Consider the following 22,639-nt stretch of genomic DNA (forward strand, 5'->3'; position numbering starts at 1 on the left):
TCAGGCCGCCGTGCTCTTGCTCTGCTTTTGATCTTGATCTGCGGGCCCCGTTAACCACGATGGCCGCAAGTAGGCACGGTGGAGCGGGTAAATCGGCAGGGATGCCGATTTAGCCGCGCCGGGCCATGGATGGCCCGTCGCGGCGGCCCGCGGAACCGGGCCGGAGTGCGGGCATGCCGAGCCTAAGCGAGGCACCGAGTGGTGGGGCAAAGACCTTTTGGTTACTTTTGGCTGGGCCGGCATTCCGGGCGTTTGCCAAAAGTGACCCGCTGTAAGAGCGGAACCATAGGCGGCCGTTACCGCAGCAACGGATATGTACACCATCAACTCAACACCACCGCGCCCCGAGCCTTGCGCTTATTCTTGATGCCGTAGCAAACCCACATAAACACCACCCAAACCGGAATCGCATACACCGACACCTGAATCCCCGGAATCAACAACATAACCCCAAGGATAAACACCACAAACGCCAGGCAAACGTAATTCCCATACGGATACCAAAGCGCCTTGAACAACGGCACCTGCCCCGTCCGATCCATATGCTGGCGAAACTTGAAATGCGAAAAGCTGATCATCGCCCAGTTGATCACCAGGGTCGCCACCACCAGCGACATCAGCAACTCCAGCGCATGCTGGGGAATCAGATAATTCATCAACACCGCCACCAGCGTAATCGCCGCTGACGCCAGGATCGACCGCACCGGCACCCCGCGCTTGTCGATCTTCGCCAACACCCGAGGCGCATCCCCCTGCTCGGCCATGCCCAACAGCATGCGGCTGTTGCAGTAAGTGCCACTGTTGTAGACCGACAACGCCGCCGTCAGCACCACAAAGTTGAGAATGTGCGCCGCCGTATTACTGCCCAGCATCGAAAACACCTGCACAAACGGACTGCCGCTATACGCATCACCAGAAGCATTCAGGGTTTCCAGCAGGCTGTCCCAAGGCGTCAACGACAACAGCACCACCAACGCACCAATGTAGAAAATCAGAATCCGATAGATCACCTGGTTAATCGCCTTCGGAATCACCGTGCGTGGCTTGTCCGCCTCAGCCGCGGTAAACCCGAGCATCTCCAGGCCGCCAAACGAGAACATGATGATCGCCATGGCCATCACCAACCCACCGACACCATGAGGGAAGAACCCACCGTGTTCCCACAGGTTGCTCACCGAGGCTTGTGGCCCGCCGGTGCCGCTCACCAGCAGGTAACTGCCCAGGGCGATCATCCCGACGATGGCGACCACCTTGATGATCGCAAACCAGAACTCGGCCTCACCGAAGACCTTGACGTTAGACAGGTTGATCACATTGATCAGCACGAAAAAGGCCGCCGCCGACACCCAGGTCGGGATCTCGGGCCACCAGTAGTGCACGTATTTTCCGACGGCCGTCAGCTCCGACATGCCCACCAGAATGTACAAAATCCAGCAGTTCCAGCCCGACAGGAAGCCGGCGAAACCGCCCCAGTACTTGTGGGCAAAGTGGCTGAAGGACCCGGCCACCGGCTCTTCGACGATCATCTCGCCCAGCTGGCGCATGATCATGAAGGCGATAAAGCCGCAGATGGCATAGCCGAGGATCATCGACGGCCCGGCGGATTTCAGCACGCCGGCCGAACCCAGGAACAACCCGGTGCCAATCGCTCCACCGAGGGCGATCAGTTGAATATGGCGATTTTTCAGGCCGCGCTTCAGTTCGCCTGAATGCGAGTTGGCTTCACTCATGGAAAGGGTCTCACGCAAGGTTTGATGGTGCTCATGGAGGGGTGCTGCTTTGGTAACGGGCTACAGCAGCGCCGATCAAACCCCGGTCCAGCGTTTTTTCTTACGGTCATACGTCACCTGTTGTTTTTATCTGTGACGAAATCGAACCCGACGGGCTTGTGGCCTGGCGGAATGAACAAGGCGGATAGCCCTGAAAGAGTGGGATCACAGTAAAACGCGGCGCATTGTACACCGCCAAACCTGTCTGGGCCGACAGGATGCTGTGCGGCAGATAGCAGGGACATTGGGAAAATTCTTTCAGATATAGAGAAATTGACGACAGGCCACTTCCTACAAAAACACACAGCCAACTGCCTGTTTCATCGACATAAACCAAATAGCCATCAAAACGGAATAAAAAATCCAAATGAAACCGTGTCAATAAAAATTTTGCATTCCCAAACACACTCTTCTAGGTTCATCCACTTGCCCAGCGCAGCCCGCTGGCAAGCTCGTTCTCAAACAACGTCATCTAGGAGATTCACCATGCAAGCACTGGAAAACGACCTGGAAACCGAACTGCAACTCGACGATTGGTTTGAAGCGCCGACCCACGAGGCCGCCGTTGAAATGATGCAAGCCGATGCCGTCGTGCCATTTGGCACCGCGATGTGGCCTTTCTAATCTGATCAGGCACCCCGGCAGGCGCGGGACGCCGCACCTGCCACTGCTCCTACCGAAGGCTTTGAAGGAAGGACGTCATGGACAAGGCCCGCGCCGTCGAACATTTTCTGTATTACCTCGCCCATCACCCGGCCCTCGCCGGCCTGCACCGCCCTACCATTCTGCTCGGCCATACCGAACGCTACGACGCCATCGCCCAATCGATCATCCAGGGCAGCGCCGCGCGTTTCGACTTCCAGGTACAACGCCTGGACCAGGCCCCCAGCGAAGTGCTGGCCAAGGCCATCGAAGACTGCGACCTGTACATGTTTCTCTACGATTCCTCGACCTTGCCCAACCCACGCGCCGAAGGCCCGGACTTTATCCGCGCCCTGCAAGGCGTGATGGCTGAGCACTGGAAAAAATCCCTGCTGCTCAAGGACTACGGCGATTATTTCTACGACACCTTCAGCGTCGCCCCCCAGCGGATTGCCGACCTCAACGCCACGTTGATCCGGCGCATGTCCCAGGCCAGCGTGCTGAGCTTCACCGACCAGCATGGCTCGCGCCTTGAAGCGCCCATGAGCAGCATCAAGAAGTGGACCAATATCAACGGCGTCGGCAACCACGACCTGGCGCCCGGCGAGATCGCCACCCACAGCGAGGCCATCAACGGCCAGGTGCGGTTTGTCGGCACCTTCCTCAGCACCATCCCCTTTGCGCGTAAATACGGCGTGCTGCAATCCCCGCTGGAACTGTGGATCGAGAACTCGACCATCTGCACCGTCGCCAGCGAAGTACCGGGGCTGGCGGACGACTTCAACAAATACCTGAATGCCAACCCGTCCAACCGCCGGGTAGAGGAACTGGGCATCGGCACCAATGAAGGCGTGAAGGACTTGTATGCGCGCAATGCCGGCTTTGAAGAGCGCCACTGCGGGCTGCACCTGGGCCTGGGTGGCGGGCAGAAAGGCAGCCATCATCTGGACCTGATCTTCGCCAGCGGCGTGTTGGCGCTGGATGACAAGCCGGTATTTGATGGGGCCTTCATGTTCTGACACGGCCGTCAAAACAAATGGAGATCAAATGTGGGAGCTGGCTTGCCTGCGATGCGGGCAACTCGGTCCACCGGCAATACCGAGGTGATGCCATCGCAGGCAAGCCAGCTCCCACAGGAAAGCAGGTTTGCTTTGTAGAGTGCACTCCAAATCCAGACCAAAAAAAAACGCCAACCCTGAGGTTGGCGTTTTTTTATGCAGCGCTTAACGAATCACTGCGGCTTCTTGCGACCAAAACCTGGACGCTGGCCGGAACCGGCCGGTGCACCACGACGCTTGCCCGATGGCGCGTCATCGACCAGTTTCAGGCCCGGGCGCTTTTTCGGCGCTGGCTTGGCTGGGCGTTTGGTGCTGGCGTTGTCGTCGGCACGGCCGCTAGCCGGAGCACCACGGCCGGACTCGCCACGGTTACCGCGACCGCCTGCAGGTGCATCACCACGACCGGCTGGACGCGGCGCGCGCGGAGCACGTTCGCCATCCTGACGAGCCGGTGCCGAAGGACGACGCTCGCCTTCGATGTGCGGCTCGCGGGAGATGCGACCACCAGTGGCCGGTGCATCCAGCGCCGGGCGCAGGGTGCGGGCAACACGGTCGGTACGCGCTACAGGGCGCGACGATTTACGCTGCATACGCTCAAGCTTGTCTTTGCTCTTGGCGTTCATCTGCGGCATGGCCACTGGGGTCAGGCCGACTTCAGCGCTCAGGATGTCGACTTCGTACTGGCTCATTTCGCGCCAGCGGCCCATCGGCAGGTCGGAGTTGAGGAACACCGGGCCGAAACGCACGCGCTTCAGGCGGCTGACCACCAGGCCCTGGGATTCCCACAGGCGACGCACTTCACGGTTACGGCCTTCCATCACCACGCAGTGGTACCAATGGTTGAAGCCTTCGCCGCCCGGCGCCTGCTTGATGTCGGTGAACTTGGCCGGGCCGTCTTCCAGCACGACGCCGGCTTTAAGGCGCTCGATCATTTCGTCATCGACTTCGCCACGCACACGTACCGCGTATTCACGGTCCATCTCGTAGGAAGGGTGCATCAGGCGGTTGGCCAGCTCACCGTCGGTGGTGAACATCAGCAAGCCGGTGGTGTTGATGTCGAGACGACCGATGTTGATCCAGCGGCCTTCTTTAGGGCGCGGCATCTTGTCGAATACGGTGGGACGGCCTTCCGGGTCGTCACGGGTGCAGATTTCGCCATCGGGCTTGTTGTACATGATGACGCGGCGCACCGATTCGGCGGCCTCTTCACGCTTGATGACCTTGCCATCAATGGTGATGGCATCGTGCAGGTCGACGCGCTGGCCAAGGGTGGCTTCAACGCCATTGACCTTGATGCGCTTCTGGGTGATCCAGGCTTCTACGTCGCGGCGCGAGCCTACGCCGATACGGGCGAGGACTTTCTGCAGTTTTTCGCCTGCGGGGCCGATTTCCTGGCTGTCGTTCTGGTCTTGGTCACTCATCTTAAGCACCTCCCGGTGTGTCGATTCAGGCTTGGCCTGAAGATAGTAAAAGCTGGGCGTTTGGCGAACGCATCGCCAAAGGGTCGCGAATCATACGCTCATGGCGCGCGTTGCGCATCAGAGACTAGCCGATAACTGCAGGTTCATTTGCCTTTCCGCCGACCGGTGGCACCCAGTGCAAGAAGGCGCAGCTCGGCCTCGGCCAGCACCGTGCGCTTGTCGACCTTGTCGAGTTTCTTCCAGGCGCGGATCTCACGCTTGCTACGCCCGCAACCCACGCAGATGTCGTCAGTGAACTTGCAGATGCTGATGCAGGGGTCTTTGGTGGAGCTCATTGAAATCCTCCCAGGCACTGGTTTTCTGTGGGAGCTGGCTTGCCTGCGATGGCATCACCTCGGTGTAGCAGAAAGACCGGGGCGCCTGCATCGCAGGCAAGCCAGCTCCCACATTTTGAAGCGGCGTCAGTCTTCGAATTGGCGGCGTTCGTTTTCGATGGCTTCGGCCAGGGCCCGGGCTTCGTCTTCTTCGTCGCTCAGCGGCGGTTGTTCAAGGGCTGCAACAGCAGCCAGCAGTTTGGCGCGGGCTTCTGCTACGCCGAGAATGTCTTCTTCGGGTTCAGGCTCCGGCTCAACTTCGACTGGCGCCTCAACCTCATCGTTCAGTTGCAGCACGGGCGCCGGCTCCCCATCGCTGACCGCACCATCACGCAGCAAATCGTCAAAGTCGGTCTTGATGCCCTGCTCCATGTCGTCCAGTTCCAGCAACAGCGTATGGAAACTGGTTTCGTCCTTCGGCTCTTCCGGCTCGGCGCTGGCGTCGGCCAGTTCCTGCAAACCGGCGGGCACGGGCGCGTCGTCGAAGTCCAGAACCGGGTCCGGCTCCATCTCCCGCAACTCAGCCAACGGCGGCAAATCGTCGAGGTTTTTCAGGTTGAAGTGGTCAAGGAACACCTTGGTGGTGGCGAACATCGCCGGCTTGCCGGGCACGTCCCGATAGCCAACGATCCTGATCCACTCGCGCTCCAGCAGCGTCTTGACGATATGACTGTTGACCGCCACGCCCCGCACGTCTTCGATCTCGCCCCGGGTGATCGGCTGGCGATAGGCGATCAGTGCCATGGTCTCCAGCATCGCCCGGGAATAGCGCTGCGGGCGTTCTTCCCACAGGCGGCCGACCCACGGCGAGAACTTCTCGCGGATTTGCAGGCGATACCCGGACGCCACTTCCCGCAGCTCGAAGGCACGGCCGTCGCAGGACTTTCGCAGAATCTCCAGGGCCTTCTTGAACACCGGCGGCTCAGGGCGTTCGGCTTCTTCAAACAGTTCGAACAGGCGTTCCAAAGATTGCGGCTTGCCCGAGGCCAGGAGAAAGGCCTCCAGCAGCGGGGCCAGTTCGCGGGGTTCAGTCAGATTCATCGATTCAGCTCTTTATTCGGCTCGCGCCCGCACGTGGATAGCCGCAAAAGGCTCATTCTGGACCAGCTCGACCAAGGATTCCTTGACCAGTTCAAGGATCGCCATAAAGGTCACCACCACCCCCAGGCGCCCTTCTTCTTTGGTAAACAGTTCGGCAAAAGGCACAAACCCGCCGCCTTTGAGGCGGTCGAGCACATCACTCATGCGCTCACGGGTGGACAGCGCTTCGCGGCTGACCTGGTGGCTTTCAAACATGTCGCCACGGCGCAGCACCTCGGCCATGGACATCAGCAATTCTTCCAGGCTCACATCCGGCAACAGCTTGCGCGCCCGGGCTTCCGGGGCGTCGAGCTTGGGCACCACCACGTCGCGGCCCACCCGGCTCAGGCCGTCGATGCCTTCGGCCGCGGCCTTGAAGCGCTCGTATTCCTGCAGGCGACGGATCAGTTCGGCGCGCGGGTCGTCCTCTTCCGCCTCGATGGTTTCCGAGCGCGGCAGCAGCATGCGCGATTTGATCTCCGCGAGCATCGCGGCCATCACCAGGTATTCGGCGGCCAGCTCCAGGCGTACCGTCTGCATCAACTCGACATAACCCATGTACTGGCGGGTGATTTCCGCCACCGGGATGTCGAGGATGTTGATGTTCTGCTTGCGGATCAGGTACAGCAGCAAGTCCAGCGGGCCTTCGAAGGCTTCGAGGAAGACTTCCAGGGCGTCCGGCGGGATGTACAGGTCCAGCGGCATTTCCATGACGGCCTGGCCGTAGACCATGGCAAATGGCAGTTCCTGCTGGGCGCCCGCCTGGCTGTCGACGGTTTCCACGGCCGACATTCAGGCCTCGACCATGAACGGTGCCGGGTCGCCGCAACCCACACGCACCACTTCCGGCTCGCCGTCGGCCAAGTTGATCACGGTGGAAGCCTTGTTGCCGCCGTAGCCGCCGTCGATGATCAGGTCGACGTGTTTTTCCAGCAGGCGGCGCATTTCGTAAGGGTCGTACAGCGGCTCTTCTTCACCCGGCAGGATCAGCGACACGCTCATCAGTGGCTCACCAAGTTCGGCCAGCAACGCCAGGGCGATCGGGTGTTCCGGCACCCGCAGGCCGATGGTGCGCTTCTTCGGGTGCAACAGCAGACGCGGCACTTCGCGGGTGGCGTTGAGAATGAAGGTGTAGGGCCCCGGCGTGTGGGCCTTGAGCAGGCGGAAGGTGCCGGTGTCGACCTTGGCGAACAGCCCCAGTTGGGACAGGTCGCTGCAAATCAGCGCGAAGTTGTGGTTCTTGTCCAGGTCACGCAGGCGTCTTACGCGCTCGACCGCATTCTTGTCGCCGATCTGGCAACCGATAGCGTAGGAAGAATCCGTGGGATAGATCACCACGCCACCGGCGCGGATGATCTCCACGGCCTGTTTGATCAGGCGCGCTTGCGGGTTTTCCGGATGAATCTGGAAGAATTGACTCACGTGTTCTACCTGTTCAGACGGTGGCAATAATGGGGTCATGTTTGAAGCGACACCAAAGGGGCGGCAAATCTTCCGGGACTGCGCGGTATTCGCCAATCTCGGACCAGCCGCCAGGGCCATGAAAATCACTGCCGGCGCTGACCAGCAGACCAAATTCGCGGGCAAGAATCGCCAGGCTGCCCACCTGTTCGGCGGGTTGATGCCCGTTGACCACTTCGATTGCGTGGCCGCCCGCTTGAATATAGTCGCCAATCAGCTTGCGGCGCTTGCTGCGGGTGAAATCGTAATGCCAGGGATGCGCCAGGCTGACCCACGCGCCCGCTGCCCGCAACGTGCCAACGGTGTCTTCCAGGGTCGGCCAGTGTTGCTTGACGTCTCCCAGCTTGCCGGCGCCCAGCCATTTGCGGAATGCTTCGGCGCGATCCTTTACAAACCCTTCACGCACCATCCAGTCGGCAAAGTGCGGACGGGCCGGGGCGTTGCCGCTGTCGCCCAGTTCCTGCTGGATGGCGCGGGCGCCTTCCAGGCCGTTGGGCATGCCCTTCAAGGCCAGCTTGCGGCTTATTTCTTCGGACCGCAGCCAGCGGCCATCGTGCAATTGGGCGATGGCCGCCACCAACGGCGGCGCGTTGACGTCGAAACCGTAGCCCAATACATGAATGGTTGCGCCGCCCCAGGTGCAGGACAATTCAACCCCGTTGACCAGTTGCATACCCAGCGCATTCGCCGTTTCACGGGCTTCTGCCAGGCCTTCGAGGGTGTCGTGGTCGGTCAACGACAGGACTCGCACGCCTTTTTCAAACGCACGCGCAACCAGGACCGCGGGCGCCAGTGCGCCGTCGGAGGCTGTGCTATGGCAGTGCAAATCAACATTCACGGGAGTGTGTAACCTCAAGTCAGCTGGCGCTTTCGCTACCAAGGATGTTTGTTATTATGCCGCCACATCCAGCTTCTGGCTCTTACTGTGAAACAATTCATCGACTTCATCCCGCTGTTGCTGTTTTTCATCGTTTACAAAATCGACCCTCGCGTTATCGATATTGCCGGCCACGAGCTGACAGTCGGTGGCATCTATAGCGCCACGGCGGTGCTGATCATCAGCTCCGTGGTGGTCTACGGCGCTCTCTTCATCTCCCAGCGCAAGCTGGAAAAAAGCCAATGGCTGACCCTGATCGCCTGCCTCGTGTTCGGCAGCCTGACCCTGGCCTTCCACAGCGAAACCTTCCTTAAATGGAAAGCCCCGGTGGTCAACTGGCTGTTCGCCCTGGCCTTTATCGGCAGCCACTTCATCGGTGACCGCCTGCTGATCAAGCGGATCATGGGCCACGCGCTGACGTTGCCGGAGCCAGTCTGGACCCGCCTGAACATCGCCTGGATCGTGTTTTTCCTGTTCTGCGGCGCCGCCAACCTGTTCGTGGCCTTTACCTTCCAGAGCTACTGGGTGGACTTCAAGGTGTTCGGCAGCCTGGGCATGACCGTGCTGTTCCTGGTCGGCCAGGGTATCTACCTGTCGCGCCACCTGCATGACACCGACCCCACCACGCCGAAAACCGAGGACTGACATGCTCTACGCCATCATTTCTACCGACGTCGCCAATTCCCTGGAAAAACGCCTGTCGGTGCGCCCGGCCCACCTCGAGCGCCTGAAACAGCTGCAGGCCGAAGGCCGCCTGGTACTGGCCGGCCCGCATCCTGCGGTCGACAGCAACGACCCGGGAGACGCCGGTTTCACCGGTAGCCTGGTGGTCGTCGAGTTCGCATCCCTCGCGGCGGCACAAGCCTGGGCCGACGCTGATCCGTATGTGGCCGCCGGCGTGTACGCCCAAGTGCTGGTCAAGCCGTTCAAGCAAGTCCTGCCTTGATTCGTTGCGCGCTGAACCAATTGGCTTCAGCGCACTCCTAAACGCTCATTATTCCCGGTAACCTGCCGACAACGTTCTGAATATTCGTGTGGAATCAGGAGTTCCGATGCGCTTACGTCAGTTGTGTCTGTTGGCAGTGTTAATGATCGGGGCTACGGCCCACGCTGAAGAAACCTCGAACACCGGCAGTTCCACGCCCCTGTCCTTGAGTGCCGGCAGCCAGATCACCGATTTGCAGCAACGTTTGAAAGAAAGCGAACGGCAGCGGGAAGAACTGAGCAAGCAATTGCAAAGTGCTGACGCCACCCGGGAAAGTACCCAACTGAGTAAACTGCGCCAGGAGAACCAACGCCTGGCCCAGCAACTCAAAGAAGCACAGGGCAGTGCCTTGCCACGCTGGCTTACCGAACAACAGCAATGGTTCGTGACCGGCGGGGCAGTCGCGCTGATCGCCCTGTTGTGCGGGATCTTCGCCAGTGGCGGGCACCGGCGCCGTCGACAATGGCTAAATTGAGTGAGTCATGAGCGAGCTGTTACTGATAGATGATGACCAGGAGCTCTGTGAGCTGCTGACCAGTTGGCTGAGCCAGGAAGGTTTCCAGGTGCGCGCCTGCCATGACGGTTTGAGCGCACGCAAGGCTTTGGCCGAAGCCGCCCCGGCGGCGGTGGTGCTCGACGTGATGCTGCCCGACGGCAGCGGCCTGGAGCTGCTCAAGCAATTGCGCAGCGACCACCCGGAGCTGCCGGTGCTGATGCTCTCGGCCCGGGGTGAACCCCTGGACCGGATCCTCGGCCTGGAACTGGGCGCCGACGACTACCTGGCCAAACCCTGTGACCCTCGCGAACTGACTGCCCGCTTGCGCGCCGTGCTGCGCCGCAGTCACCCGGCCGCCGTATCTACCCAGCTGGAACTGGGCGACCTGTGCTTCAGCCCGGTGCGTGGCGTGGTCACTATCGATGAGCAGGAATTTGCCCTGACCGTGTCCGAGAGCCGCCTGCTGGAAGCCTTGCTGCGCCAGCCGGGCGAACCGCTGGACAAGCAGGAACTGGCGCAAATCGCCCTGGGCCGCAAGCTGACCCTGTATGACCGCAGCCTGGACATGCACGTCAGCAACCTGCGCAAGAAGATCGGCCCGCACCCCGATGGCCGGCCACGGATCGTGGCGCTGCGTAGCCGCGGCTATTACTACAGCCTCTAAGCACAACACCTGTCCCCTGTGGGAGCTGTCGAGCCTTGGCGAGGCTGCGATGGCATCACCTCGGTGCAACGGAGAGACCGCGGTGCCTGCATCGCAGCCTCGCCAAGGCTCGACAGCTCCCACACATGATCTCCCCTGCCGGGATAGTTTTGTCAGCCCCGCCCAAAATCCTCTTTACCCAAGCTTTACCCTACCCTGACTGCCGCTGACCTTGATCTCCGTAATCTACTCACATCCGGACTCACCGGAATAGAGACAGGAGAATCACCATGCGCAAGACCCTTATCGCTCTGATGTTCGCTGCTGCCCTGCCAACCGTTGCCATGGCCGCGGCCCCAGAAGGCCCAGGCCCGATGGGCGGCCCTGAAGGCCACATGATGGGTGGCCCAGGCCACGGCGGCGAACACGGCATGCGGGGCAAAGGTGGCCCTTTCAGCCAGCTTGATCTGACCCATGAACAGCGCCAGCAGATCGGCAAATTGATGGGCCAGCAATGGCACGCTCGCAAAGAGCTGGTCAAGAAGTACCTGGATAAACTCCCGGCTGCTGACCAGAAAGCCATGCAAGACGAAATGGCCGCCGGCAAACAGAAAACCCAGGCCGACATCCGTGCCGTGCTGAAACCCGATCAACAGAAGAAATTCGACGAGATCGTGAAGAAACAAGCCGAGCGCCGCGCCGAGTGGAAGGAATTCCAGGCCTGGAAAGCCCAGCAGCCGCAAAAAGCGCAATAATGATCTAGCTTCACTCCCAGCCCAGTGGCCACCGCCGCTGGGCTTTTCCTGTTTGAGGATTTCTTGTGCGTTCATTGTTCTGGCGCGTCCTTGCCAGCTTCTGGCTGGCCATCGCCCTGGTTGCCGGGTTGTCGATCCTGCTTGGGCATATGCTCAACCAGGACGCCTGGATTCTCAGCCGCCACCCCGGGCTCAATAACCTCGCGCAGGAATGGACGCAGCTCTATGAGGCTCAGGGCGAGGACGCCGCCCAGGACTTGTTGCAACAGCGCAAGCGCCAGTATCACATCGACGTGCAAGTGCTTAACGAAAGCGGCGAGCCCGTGGTGCGCGGCACCTTCCCGCGCCGGGCCGCCGCCCTCGAGGCCCGGCAAAACGACAGCCAGGACCGCCACCTGCCCTGGCGCCGCCTGACCGCCGAATACACCAGCGAAAAAACCGGCGACACCTACCTGCTGATCTACCGCATCCCTCACCCGGAACTGGACGCCTGGCACCGCAGCAGCCTGCTCTGGCCGCTGAGTGCCCTGGCGATTGCGCTGGTGGTGCTGACCCTGTTCAGCCTGCTGGTGACGCTGTCTATCACCCGTCCCCTCAGCCGCCTGCGCGGCGCGGTGCACGACCTGGGCCAAACCACCTACCAGCAAAACAGCCTGGCGCGACTGGCCAACCGTCGCGACGAATTCGGCGTGCTCGCCACCGACTTCAACCGCATGGGCGCCCGCCTGCAAAGCCTGATCGGCAGCCAGCGCCAATTGCTGCGGGACGTGTCCCACGAACTGCGCTCGCCCCTGGCCCGCCTGCGGATCGCCCTGGCCCTGGCGGAACGGGCCACGCCCGAGGCACGGGAGAAACTCTGGCCACGCCTGACCCGTGAATGCGACCGCCTGGAAGCACTGATCAGCGAAATCCTGGTACTCGCCCGGGTGGACGCCGACAACGCCAGCGCCGAAGACATCGACCTCAATCCGTTGCTCAGGACCCTGCAAAAAGACGCCCTGCTCAGCGCGCCGGACCAACCCGTGCAGCTCGATGCCGAAGCCGGTCTGCACCTCAAGGGCTGGCCGACCATGATCGAACGCGCGGTGGACAACCTGCTGCGCAATGCCCAGCGCTTCAACCCGCCCGGCCAGCCGATTGAAATGGACGCCAAACGCCAGGGCGAACGCATTGTGATCAGCGTGCGCGACCACGGCCCCGGCGTCGACGCCGAGCACCTCAGCCAACTGGGCGAGCCGTTTTACCGCGCCCCGGGGCAAACCGCCCAAGGCCACGGCCTGGGCCTGGCCATCGCCCGGCGCGCGGCAGAGCGCCATGGCGGCAGCCTGATCCTGGCCAATCATCCAGGCGGCGGCTTTATCGCCAGCGTGGAGTTGCCGTTGGAACCCGGGGTTGTCATTCAACCCTGATGATCTTCTATGATGGTCCTTCTCATAAGGAGGGCCTTTGATGACTGATCTGCTCACTCCCATCCAGGAAGCACTCGACTTACCCGTCACCGCGCTGGCCTTCACCGAGGCCGGCGCCCTGCCCTCGACCTTCGCCGTCACCGACCTGGCCAGCGCCAGCATCGGCGCAGCCGGCCAGGCGGTTGCCCGGTTGCTGTTGCAGCAAACCGGGCGCTTACCCGCGGTGACCGTCGATCGACGCCTCGCCTCATTCTGGTTTTCCTCGTCCCTGCGTCCCGATGGCTGGACCACACCGCCGCTGTGGGACCCGATTGCCGGCGACTACGCCTGCGCCGACGGCTGGATTCGCCTGCACACCAACGCACCGCACCATCGCGCCGCCGCCGAACGCGTACTCGGGCAGGCCGCTGACCGTGAGGCGATGGCCGCGAAGGTTGCGCAATGGAACGCTGCCGAGCTGGAACAAGCGATTGTCGAGGCGAACGGCTGCGCGGCACAGATGCGTTCGTGGCAAGACTGGCAAGCTCATCCTCAAGGTTTGGCGGTCAACCAGGAACCGCTGGTGCATCGCCACACCTTCGCTGCCCTCAGCGACAAACCCTGGCGGGGCTCGGTGGCGCGGCCCTTGGCGGGCATCAAGGTGCTGGACCTGACCCGCGTGTTGGCCGGCCCTACCGCCAGCCGTTTTCTCGCCGGGCTTGGGGCCGACGTACTGCGCATCGACGCCCCGGACTGGAACGAACCCGGCGTAGTGCCGGAAATGACCCTGGGCAAACGCTGTGCCCGCCTGGACCTGAAAAACGCCGATGACCGGCAAATCTTCGAAAGCCTGCTCAAGGACACCGACATTCTGCTGCACGGCTACCGCGCCGATGCGCTGGAGCAACTGGGCTACGGCGAGGCTGCGCTGCAAGCCCTCGCGCCCGGCCTGATCGACGCCAGCCTCAATGCCTATGGCTGGAGCGGCCCATGGCGCAATCGCCGGGGCTTCGACAGCCTGGTGCAGATGAGCACCGGGATTGCCGAGGCGGGCCGGCAGTGGAAAAAGGCCGACAAACCAGTGCCGCTGCCGTTGCAGGCCCTGGACCACGCCACCGGGTATTTGATGGCGGCCGGTGCGATCCAGGCCTTGAGCGAACGCTTGAAATCCGGGCGCGGCGGTTCGGCGCTGCTGTCGCTGGCGCGCACGGCGAAACTGCTGGTGGACGCCGGACAAGTTCAGGAACAACCGCCATTGCGGGGCGAAGAACCGAGTGACCAGGGCCTGGTGGTGGAGCAAACCGCCTGGGGCCCGGCCCATCGATTACTGCCCCCGGTGACCATCAGCGGCACACCGTTGCAGTGGGATTTGCCGGCTGTGGAGTTGGGCTCACATCGCCCTCAGTGGTGAGTGCAGCCCCTGTGGCGAGGGAGCTTGCTCCCGCTGGACTGCGCAGCAGGCCCTGTTTTTAGGGCCGCTTCGCGCCCCAGCGGGAGCAAGCTCCCTCGCCACAGGTATGCAGCATCAGTCTGCCCGGTTCAATGATGTCCACAAATGCTGCGCCGCATATGCCCTGAGCGGTCGCCAGGCCTCAGCCCGCGCCAGCAACTGGCGCGGGCTTACCGGCCCGCCCTCCAGCGCCGCCAACGCATTGATCAACCCGATATCCCCCGAAGCAAACGCATCCTGCTCACGCATCTGGCGCATGGCGATGTACTGCGCCGTCCAGTCACCGATCCCCGGCAATGCCACCAGCCGCGCCACCCCCTCCTTCAAACTTGCCTTCGGCTGGAACACCTGCGGGTCGTCCAGCAACGCCTGGGCCACCACCGACAAGGTACACCCGCGACTTTTCGGCATGCCCAGGCTCGCCAGGTCCGCCGCCGCCAACACATCGGCGGCGGGAAACACATGGGTCACACCGGTATGGGGCGTGACCAACGGCGTGCCGTACCGCGCCACCAACTTGCCCGCCAGCTTGATCGCTGCCACCACGGTGATCTGCTGACCCAACACCGCACGAATCGCCAACTCCAACCCGTCCCAGGTTCCCGGTACCCGCAGGCCGGGACGTGCCGCCACCAACCGCGCCATCAAGGGATCCGTCGCCAGTTGCCGGTTGATCACCTGTGGATCGGCCGACAGGTCAAACATGTCCCGCAACCGCCGCTCAATCTGCGGCAACGCAGCCGGGTCGGGAAAACCCACCGTTACCTCAAGCCAATCCCCGGCACCCGGCGACACACTGAGCCAACCCTGCTGACCGTCGACACTGATACTGCGCGAGTACACGCCGTCGTCCACGGTCTCCAACCCGCTGATGGCCCGGGCTGACAAAAAACCCAGCATCGCCGTCCAGTCATACGGCGCCTGATACGCCAGCTGAATCCTCACAACGACAACACCCCGCTGTACAACCCATACGCCGCCAGGCTCGCCCCGGCGATCACGCAGGCGAAAATGCCTTTTTCCAGGTGGGTAAACAAGGGCTGGCCCTGCTCGCGCTTGGCCAGGGCAAACAGAATCACCCCGGGCGCATACAGCAGCGCCGACAACAGCAGGTACTTCAAACCTCCGGCGTAAAGCAGCCACACCGCGTAAGCCAGGGCAACCAGGCCTACCAGCAAGTCCTTCATGCGTTCGCCATGGGCGCCTTCGTAGGTTTCGCCGCGTCCGCTCAACAACACGGCATAAGCCGCCGACCACAGGTAGGGCACCAGGATCATCGACGACGCCAGGTAGATCAGGGTGGTGTAGGTGCTTGCCGAAAACAGCGTGATCACCAGGAACAGCTGGATCATCACATTGGTCAGCCACAACGCATTGACCGGCACCTGATTGACGTTTTCCTTTTTCAGGAACGCGGGCATGGTCTTGTCATGGGCGGTGGCGTAGAGGATTTCGGCGCAGAGCAAGGCCCACGACAGCAGCGCGCCCAGCAGCGAAACCGCCAACCCGATGCTGATCAGCAATGCGCCCCAGGGCCCGACAATATGCTCCAGCACGCCGGCCAGGGATGGGTTTTGCAGGTTGGCCAGTTCCGGCTGGCTCATGATCCCCAGCGACAACAGGTTGACCAACACCAGCAGCGCCAGCACGCCCAGGAAACCGATCACCGTGGCCCGGCCGACGTCGGAGCGCTTCTCGGCCCGGGCCGAGTAGACGCTGGCGCCCTCGATGCCGATAAACACAAACACCGTGACCAGCATCATGTTGCGCACCTGGTCCACCACGCCACCGAAGTTCGGGTTGCTCAGGCCCCAGATATCCCGGGTAAAGATGTCGGCCTTGAACGCCACGGCGGCGATCACGATAAACATCACCAGCGGCACGATCTTGGCCACAGTGGTGATCTGGTTGATGAACGCCGCCTCCTTGATCCCGCGCATCACCAGAAAATGCACGGCCCACAGCAACACCGACGCGCAACCAATCGCCACCGGCGTATTGCCCTGGCCGAACACCGGGAAAAAGTAGCCGAGGGTACTAAATAGCAACACGAAGTAACCGACGTTGCCCATCCAGGCGCTGATCCAGTAACCCCAGGCGGACGAGAAACCCATGTAGTCGCCAAACCCGGCCTTGGCGTAGGCGTATACGCCGGAATCCAGTTCAGGCTTGCGGTTGGCCAGGGTCTGGAACACGAAGGCGAGAGTCAGCATGCCCACGGCGGTGATGCCCCAGCCGATCAACACCGCGCCTACTTCAGCCCGCGCCGCCATGTTCTGCGGCAACGAGAAAATCCCGCCGCCGATCATCGACCCCACCACCAGGGCGATCAAGGCGTTGAGGCGCAGTTTTTCCGAGGATTGGGACATGGACACTCCTGAACAAAAACAACAATCGAGCCAACAACTGTGCACTCAACTAATTTACTAAGCCGACGCCGCGTTTATTAGATATAGCTAATAAAGACGCAAGCTTCATAACTTAAAGGCATGACAATAAACAGCGTTAAGGCGAATTTATAATTTAAATAACACTGCTCTGGAAAAGTTTGCATATCTGGAAATACGGGCTAGCTTCAAAGGTCCATGCTAATGAGAAAAGCTGCTGTTTGAAACGCAGAAACGCTCTACCACGAGCCTCTGCGGGGCACTTGAGCGCCCGCACCTTTCATCATAAGTCATTAATTCACAATGGAATGTGCCAATGAAGTGATCTGAGTCAGCTGTTTGATTAGCGCACGGATTTATTCTGTGGTCTCTCTTCTCCTGCATTGGAGTCATGCGATGTCTGAATCTCCCGGTAAACTTCGATTAGGTGCCCTGGTCGCACTTGTCGTGGGCTCAATGATTGGTGGCGGGATCTTCTCACTGCCGCAAAACATGGCCGCAAGTGCCGATGTCGGCGCCGTCCTGATCGGCTGGGTCATTACCGCAGTCGGTATGTTGACCCTCGCTTTCGTGTTTCAAACCCTGGCCAATCGCAAGCCCAACCTCGACGGCGGGGTGTATGCCTACGCCAAGGCCGGGTTTGGCGACTACATGGGTTTCTCGTCCGCCTGGGGTTACTGGATCAGTGCCTGGCTGGGCAACGTCGGCTACTTCGTGCTGCTGTTCAGCACCCTTGGTTACTTCTTTCCGATCTTCGGCGAAGGCAACACCCCGGCGGCGGTGATCGGCGCATCGGTGTTGTTGTGGGCCGTGCACTTCCTGGTACTGCGCGGGATCAAGGAAGCGGCGTTCATCAACCTGGTGACCACCGTCGCCAAGGTGGTGCCGCTGGTGCTGTTCGTGTTGATCGCACTCTTCGCGTTCAAGCTGGACATCTTCACCGCTGACATCTGGGGCGTGAAAAACCCGGACCTGGGCAGCGTGATGAACCAGGTGCGCAACATGATGCTGGTCACCGTCTGGGTGTTCATCGGCATCGAAGGCGCGAGCATCTTCTCGTCCCGTGCCGAAAAACGCTCGGACGTGGGCAAGGCCACCGTGATTGGTTTTATCACTGTGCTGCTGTTCCTGATGCTGGTGAACGTGCTGTCCCTGGGGATCATGACCCAGCCGGAACTGGCCAAATTGCAGAACCCGTCGATGGCCGCCGTGCTGGAGCATGTGGTGGGGCATTGGGGCGCGGTGCTGATCAGCGTCGGCTTGATCATCTCCTTGCTGGGGGCGTTGCTGTCGTGGGTGCTGCTGTGTGCGGAGATCATGTTCGCCGCCGCCAAGGACCACACCATGCCGGAGTTCCTGCGTAAGGAAAACGCCAACCACGTGCCGGTCAACGCCCTGTGGCTGACCAACGCCATGGTCCAGGTTTTCCTGGTGATCACACTGTTCTCGGCCAGCACTTACCTGTCGCTGATCTACCTCGCCACCTCGATGATCCTGGTGCCTTACCTGTGGTCGGCGGCCTATGCGCTGCTGCTGGCGGTGCGCGGTGAGACCTACGAAAACGCCCTGCGCGAGCGCAAGAAAGACCTGTTTATCGGTGCGGTCGCACTGATCTACGCGGTGTGGCTGCTCTATGCCGGCGGCACCAAGTACCTGCTGCTGTCCGCCCTGCTCTACGCCCCCGGCGCAATCCTGTTCGCCAAGGCCAAGCACGAGCTGGGCAAACCGATTTTCACCAATGTCGAGAAACTGATTTTCGCCGCAGTAGTCATTGGCGCCCTGGTGGCGGCCTATGGGCTCTACGACGGTTTCCTGACCCTGTAATTATTGTTCACTGGAGGATCTGTAATGACCACGGAAAAAGTGAAGTACGGCGTACATTCCGAAGCCGGCAAACTGCGCAAAGTCATGGTGTGCTCCCCAGGTTTGGCCCACCAGCGGCTGACCCCCAACAACTGCGATGAACTGCTGTTCGATGACGTGCTGTGGGTGGCCCAGGCCAAGCGCGACCACTTCGACTTTGTGACCAAGATGCGCGAGCGCGACATCGATGTGCTGGAAATGCACAACCTGCTGACCGACATCGTTGCCATCCCCGAAGCGCTGGACTGGATCCTGGAACGCAAGATCACCGCCAACCAGGTCGGCCTGGGCTTGGTCAATGAAGTCAGCTCGTGGCTGCGCAGCCTGGAGCCGCGCAAGGTCGCCGAGTTCCTGATCGGTGGCGTGTCGGCCGACGACCTGCCGAGCAGCTTCGGTGGCAAGACTATCGAGATGTTCCGCGACTTCCTCGGCCACTCCAGCTTCATCCTGCCGCCGCTGCCCAACACCCAGTTCACCCGCGACACCACCTGCTGGATCTATGGCGGCGTGACGCTGAACCCGATGTACTGGCCGGCGCGACGCCAGGAAACCCTGCTGGCGAGCGCCATCTACAAATTCCACCCCGAGTTCACCAACGCCGACTTCCAGGTGTGGTACGGCGACCCGGACCAGGAACATGGCAACGCCACCCTGGAAGGCGGCGACGTGATGCCGATCGGTAACGGCGTGGTGTTGATCGGCATGGGCGAGCGTTCCTCGCGCCAGGCCATCGGCCAGCTCGCGCTGAACCTGTTCAAGCACAAAGCCGTGGAGCGCGTGATCGTTGCCGGCCTGCCGAAGTCTCGCGCGGCGATGCACCTCGACACCGTGTTCAGCTTCTGCGACCGCGACCTCGTCACCATCTTCCCGGAAGTGGTGAACCAGATCGTCGCCTTCACCCTGCGCCCGGACGAGACCAAGCCCGGCGGCATCGACATCCAGCGCGAAAAAACCAACTTCCTCGACACCGTTGCCGCCGCCCTGAACCTCAAGGCCCTGCGCGTGGTGGAAACCGGCGGCAACAGCTTCGCCGCCGAACGCGAGCAGTGGGATGACGGCAACAACGTGGTGGCCGTGGAGCCTGGCGTGGTGATCGGCTACGACCGCAACACCTACACCAACACCCTGCTGCGCAAGGCCGGCGTGGAAGTCATCACCATCAGCGCCGGTGAACTCGGCCGGGGCCGTGGCGGCGGCCACTGCATGACCTGCCCGATCATTCGCGACCCAATCGACTATTAATATTTTGGCCTTGGCCGCTGCTTATCCAGCAGTGGCCAAGGGGATAACCGAAACCTAAGGAGATCCACCATGGCTTTTAATATGCGCAACCGCAGCCTGCTGTCGCTGATGCACCACACCACCCGCGAACTGCACTACCTGCTGGACCTGTCCCGCGACCTCAAGCGCGCCAAATACACCGGCACCGAGCGTCCGCACCTGAAGGGCAAGAACATCGCGCTGATCTTCGAAAAAACCTCGACCCGCACCCGTTGCGCCTTCGAAGTCGCGGCCCACGACCAGGGTGCCCACGTCACCTACATCGACCCGGTGTCGTCGCAGATCGGCCACAAGGAAAGCATGAAAGACACCGCCCGCGTCCTCGGTCGGATGTTCGACGCCATCGAGTACCGTGGCTTTGAACAGGAAATCGTCGAGGAGCTGGCCAAGTTCGCCGGCGTGCCGGTGTTCAACGGCCTGACCGCTGAGTTCCACCCGACCCAAATGATCGCCGACACCCTGACCATGCGCGAACACAGCGACAAGCCGCTGCATGACATCAGCTACGCCTACCTGGGCGATGCCCGCTACAACATGGGCAACTCGCTGCTGATGATCGGCGCCAAGCTGGGCATGGACGTGCGCATCGGCGCGCCGAAAGCCCTGTGGCCGCATGCTGATTTCATCAAGCAGTGCCAGGAGTTCGCTGAAGAAAGCGGCGCGCGCATCACCATCACCGAAGACCCGAAAGAAGCGGTGAAAGGCGTGGACTTCATCCACACCGATATCTGGGTGTCCATGGGCGAGCCGGTGGAAGCGTGGGACGAGCGTATCGAGCAACTGCTGCCGTACCAGGTCAACGCCAAGATGATGAAAGCCTCGGGCAACCCACGGGTGAAGTTCATGCACTGCCTGCCGGCATTCCACAACAGCGAGACCAAGGTCGGCAAAGACATCGCCGCGCGGTATCCGAACCTGGCCAATGGCGTGGAAGTGACCGAAGAAGTGTTTGAGTCGCCGGCCAACATTGCCTTTGAACAGGCGGAAAACCGCATGCACACCATCAAGGCGATTCTGGTGTCGGCGTTGGCGGATATCTAAACCAACACCGCTCTCACTGTCGGAACACACTCAATGTGGGAGTGCTTTTGTGGGAGCTGGCTTGCCTGCGATGCAGACGCCTCGGTATTTCAGATGTACCGAGGTGATGCCATCGCGGGCAAGCCCGGCTCCCACACAAGCCCGCTCCCACAGTTTGCCCTGTGTTCACAAGGCCGAATTTTAGAAGGATTGCATTATGCGTATCGTCGTAGCCCTGGGCGGCAACGCCCTTCTGCGTCGTGGTGAACCCATGACCGCAGACAATCAACGGGCCAATATCCGCATCGCCACCGAACAGATCGCCAAGATCCATAAAGGCAACGAGCTGGTGATTGCCCACGGCAATGGCCCGCAAGTGGGCCTGTTGTCGCTGCAAGCCGCGGCCTACACCCAGGTCTCGCCGTATCCGCTGGATGTGCTGGGCGCCGAAACCGAAGGCATGATCGGCTACATCATCGAACAGGAACTGGGCAACCTGCTGGACTTCGAAGTGCCGTTCGCCACGCTGTTGACCCAGGTCGAAGTCGACGCCAAGGACCCGGCCTTCCAGAACCCGACCAAGCCCATCGGCCCGGTCTATTCCAAAGCCGAAGCAGAAAAACTCGCCGCCGAAAAAGGCTGGGCAATTGCCCCGGATGGCGACAAATACCGCCGCGTGGTCGCCAGCCCACGGCCGAAACGAATCTTTGAAATCCGCCCGATCCAGTGGCTGCTGGAAAAAGGCAGCATCGTGATCTGCGCCGGCGGCGGCGGGATTCCGACCCTGTATGGCGAAGACGGCAAGCTCAAGGGCATTGAAGCCGTGATCGACAAAGACCTGTGTTCCTCCCTGCTGGCCGGGCAACTGGACGCCGATTTGCTGGTGATCGCCACCGACGTCAATGCCGCGTTTATCGACTTCGGCAAACCCACTCAGAAAGCCATCGGCCAGGCGCACCCGGACGAAATGGAAAAGCTCGGCTTCGCCGCCGGCTCCATGGGGCCCAAGGTTCAGGCGGCATGCGAGTTCGCCCGCCAGACTGGCAAAACCGCAGTGATCGGTTCACTCTCGGACATCGAAGCGATCGTCCAGGGCAGCGCCGGCACCCGCATCAGTACCGCAAAACCTGGCATCACCTACCTGTGAAGTAGAGGAGAAACGCCTATGGCTACCTTTGAACCTGGTCACTTGCACATCGAACGCCACGCGCTGAACAAGGATGACTACAGCTACAACCTGTGCATCGACTACGAAGTCAGCCAGGACCCAAAGGAAGGCAAGGGAATGCTCTTCAAGATGCACGGTTCGGTGCAGGGCAAGGACCTCAAGGAAGAGTTTTTCCTGCCCAAGGACCAGTCGTTCGACTTCGCCCGGCACGCGATGAACATCGCGCAGAAATACGGCATGCCGAAGATTGCCGTGCTCAATGGGCAGATGCACAAGCAGTACGACCTGATGTTTGAAGATGTGCGGCATCAGCTGGATGTGAAGCCGGGCGACCCGATCAAACCTGAACACCTGGAATAACCCGATTTCATTAACACCGGCGATCCCCTGTGGGAGCTGGCTTGCCTGCGATAGCGGACTGACAGTTAATATTTTCAATGACTGATCCACCGCTATCGCAGGCAAGCCAGCTCCCACATTTTTGATCTCCACCACCGGTCAGGCATACTTGCCACCTCTCG

At 61.1% G+C, this 22,639-nt stretch carries 23 protein-coding genes; 14 read left to right on the top strand and 9 right to left on the bottom strand.

The genetic code is table 11. From position 1 onward, the window contains the following. Positions 1 to 323: 323 nt before the first annotated feature. Entirely contained in the window at positions 324 to 1,730 is a 1,407-nt protein-coding gene (locus HX875_RS07970) for an amino acid permease (RefSeq protein WP_177042762.1), read from the bottom strand. Positions 1,731 to 2,255: 525 nt separating this feature from the next. Here HX875_RS07970 and HX875_RS07975 point away from each other — a divergent pair. Both HX875_RS07975 and HX875_RS07980 read left to right on the top strand, forming a co-directional pair. Further along, on the top strand, positions 2,256 to 2,393 hold the full coding sequence (locus HX875_RS07975; protein ID WP_003175756.1) for a hypothetical protein: 138 nt from the start codon (positions 2,256 to 2,258) through the stop codon (positions 2,391 to 2,393). Between the two features lie 77 nt (positions 2,394 to 2,470). Further along, complete coding sequence (locus HX875_RS07980; protein ID WP_177042763.1) at positions 2,471 to 3,430, top strand: leucyl aminopeptidase; 960 nt, start codon at positions 2,471 to 2,473, stop codon at positions 3,428 to 3,430. A gap of 212 nt (positions 3,431 to 3,642) precedes the next feature. Here the strand turns inward: HX875_RS07980 and rluB are convergent, their stop codons facing one another. The 6 genes from rluB to HX875_RS08010 form a co-directional block, all read right to left on the bottom strand. Further along, on the bottom strand, positions 3,643 to 4,890 hold the full coding sequence (gene rluB / locus HX875_RS07985; protein WP_177042764.1) for a 23S rRNA pseudouridine(2605) synthase RluB: 1,248 nt from the start codon (positions 4,888 to 4,890) through the stop codon (positions 3,643 to 3,645). A 143-nt stretch (positions 4,891 to 5,033) separates the two neighbouring features. After that, positions 5,034 to 5,225: a DUF1289 domain-containing protein gene (locus HX875_RS07990; protein WP_003220079.1), complete on the bottom strand. Its 192-nt coding sequence runs from the start codon at positions 5,223 to 5,225 to the stop codon at positions 5,034 to 5,036. Between the two features lie 126 nt (positions 5,226 to 5,351). Beyond that, positions 5,352 to 6,305, bottom strand: coding sequence for an SMC-Scp complex subunit ScpB (scpB, locus tag HX875_RS07995; protein WP_177042765.1), 954 nt, complete (start codon positions 6,303 to 6,305; stop codon positions 5,352 to 5,354). A gap of 12 nt (positions 6,306 to 6,317) precedes the next feature. Then, a complete protein-coding gene (locus HX875_RS08000) occupies positions 6,318 to 7,016 on the bottom strand; it encodes a segregation and condensation protein A (protein WP_177042780.1) in 699 nt (232 codons plus the stop codon). A 120-nt stretch (positions 7,017 to 7,136) separates the two neighbouring features. Then, entirely contained in the window at positions 7,137 to 7,766 is a 630-nt protein-coding gene (locus tag HX875_RS08005; protein WP_003220075.1) for an L-threonylcarbamoyladenylate synthase, read from the bottom strand. A 13-nt stretch (positions 7,767 to 7,779) separates the two neighbouring features. Further along, positions 7,780 to 8,643: a PHP domain-containing protein gene (locus HX875_RS08010; RefSeq protein WP_010169890.1), complete on the bottom strand. Its 864-nt coding sequence runs from the start codon at positions 8,641 to 8,643 to the stop codon at positions 7,780 to 7,782. 87 nt (positions 8,644 to 8,730) lie between these two features. Between HX875_RS08010 and HX875_RS08015 the strand changes: the two genes are divergently transcribed. The 7 genes from HX875_RS08015 to HX875_RS08045 all read left to right on the top strand — a co-directional run bounded on the left by HX875_RS08015 (position 8,731) and on the right by HX875_RS08045 (position 14,360). Then, positions 8,731 to 9,327 carry a septation protein A gene (locus tag HX875_RS08015; protein WP_177042766.1) on the top strand — a complete coding sequence of 199 codons (597 nt, stop codon included), beginning with the start codon at positions 8,731 to 8,733 and terminating at the stop codon, positions 9,325 to 9,327. A gap of 1 nt (position 9,328) precedes the next feature. Beyond that, positions 9,329 to 9,628, top strand: a complete 300-nt coding sequence (locus HX875_RS08020; RefSeq protein ID WP_010169892.1) for a YciI family protein — start codon at positions 9,329 to 9,331, stop codon at positions 9,626 to 9,628. 106 nt (positions 9,629 to 9,734) lie between these two features. Next, positions 9,735 to 10,142, top strand: coding sequence for a translation initiation factor 2 (locus HX875_RS08025; RefSeq protein WP_010169893.1), 408 nt, complete (start codon positions 9,735 to 9,737; stop codon positions 10,140 to 10,142). A 7-nt stretch (positions 10,143 to 10,149) separates the two neighbouring features. Further along, entirely contained in the window at positions 10,150 to 10,827 is a 678-nt protein-coding gene (locus HX875_RS08030; protein ID WP_003220065.1) for a response regulator transcription factor, read from the top strand. A 269-nt stretch (positions 10,828 to 11,096) separates the two neighbouring features. Next, positions 11,097 to 11,561 (top strand): hypothetical protein, encoded by a 465-nt coding sequence (locus tag HX875_RS08035; protein ID WP_010169894.1) that lies wholly within the window; start codon positions 11,097 to 11,099, stop codon positions 11,559 to 11,561. 65 nt (positions 11,562 to 11,626) lie between these two features. Beyond that, the gene (locus tag HX875_RS08040) at positions 11,627 to 12,970 is read left to right on the top strand and encodes a sensor histidine kinase (RefSeq protein WP_177042767.1); all 1,344 of its coding nucleotides are present in this window, start codon (positions 11,627 to 11,629) and stop codon (positions 12,968 to 12,970) included. 40 nt (positions 12,971 to 13,010) lie between these two features. Next, entirely contained in the window at positions 13,011 to 14,360 is a 1,350-nt protein-coding gene (locus tag HX875_RS08045) for a CoA transferase (RefSeq protein WP_177042768.1), read from the top strand. A 114-nt stretch (positions 14,361 to 14,474) separates the two neighbouring features. Here HX875_RS08045 and HX875_RS08050 read toward each other — a convergent pair whose 3' ends face one another. Next, positions 14,475 to 15,338, bottom strand: coding sequence for a DNA-3-methyladenine glycosylase family protein (locus HX875_RS08050; protein WP_177042781.1), 864 nt, complete (start codon positions 15,336 to 15,338; stop codon positions 14,475 to 14,477). A 2-nt stretch (positions 15,339 to 15,340) separates the two neighbouring features. Beyond that, entirely contained in the window at positions 15,341 to 16,768 is a 1,428-nt protein-coding gene (arcD, locus tag HX875_RS08055) for an arginine-ornithine antiporter (protein WP_177042769.1), read from the bottom strand. Between the two features lie 414 nt (positions 16,769 to 17,182). Here arcD (HX875_RS08055) and arcD (HX875_RS08060) point away from each other — a divergent pair, with 414 nt between their 5' ends. From arcD (HX875_RS08060) to HX875_RS08080, 5 genes are all read left to right on the top strand, one after another. Continuing rightward, the gene (gene arcD, locus HX875_RS08060) at positions 17,183 to 18,610 is read left to right on the top strand and encodes an arginine-ornithine antiporter (protein ID WP_177042770.1); all 1,428 of its coding nucleotides are present in this window, start codon (positions 17,183 to 17,185) and stop codon (positions 18,608 to 18,610) included. A 24-nt stretch (positions 18,611 to 18,634) separates the two neighbouring features. Beyond that, entirely contained in the window at positions 18,635 to 19,891 is a 1,257-nt protein-coding gene (gene arcA, locus HX875_RS08065) for an arginine deiminase (protein WP_177042771.1), read from the top strand. Positions 19,892 to 19,960: 69 nt separating this feature from the next. Continuing rightward, on the top strand, positions 19,961 to 20,971 hold the full coding sequence (locus tag HX875_RS08070) for an ornithine carbamoyltransferase (RefSeq protein WP_010169901.1): 1,011 nt from the start codon (positions 19,961 to 19,963) through the stop codon (positions 20,969 to 20,971). A gap of 196 nt (positions 20,972 to 21,167) precedes the next feature. Next, complete coding sequence (gene arcC / locus HX875_RS08075; RefSeq protein WP_177042772.1) at positions 21,168 to 22,097, top strand: carbamate kinase; 930 nt, start codon at positions 21,168 to 21,170, stop codon at positions 22,095 to 22,097. 18 nt (positions 22,098 to 22,115) lie between these two features. Further along, positions 22,116 to 22,478, top strand: coding sequence for a DUF5064 family protein (locus tag HX875_RS08080; RefSeq protein ID WP_177042773.1), 363 nt, complete (start codon positions 22,116 to 22,118; stop codon positions 22,476 to 22,478). Positions 22,479 to 22,639 lie beyond the last annotated feature (161 nt).

Source organism: Pseudomonas yamanorum (genome assembly GCF_013386765.1).
In the GTDB taxonomy this organism is placed as follows: domain Bacteria; phylum Pseudomonadota; class Gammaproteobacteria; order Pseudomonadales; family Pseudomonadaceae; genus Aquipseudomonas; species Aquipseudomonas yamanorum_A.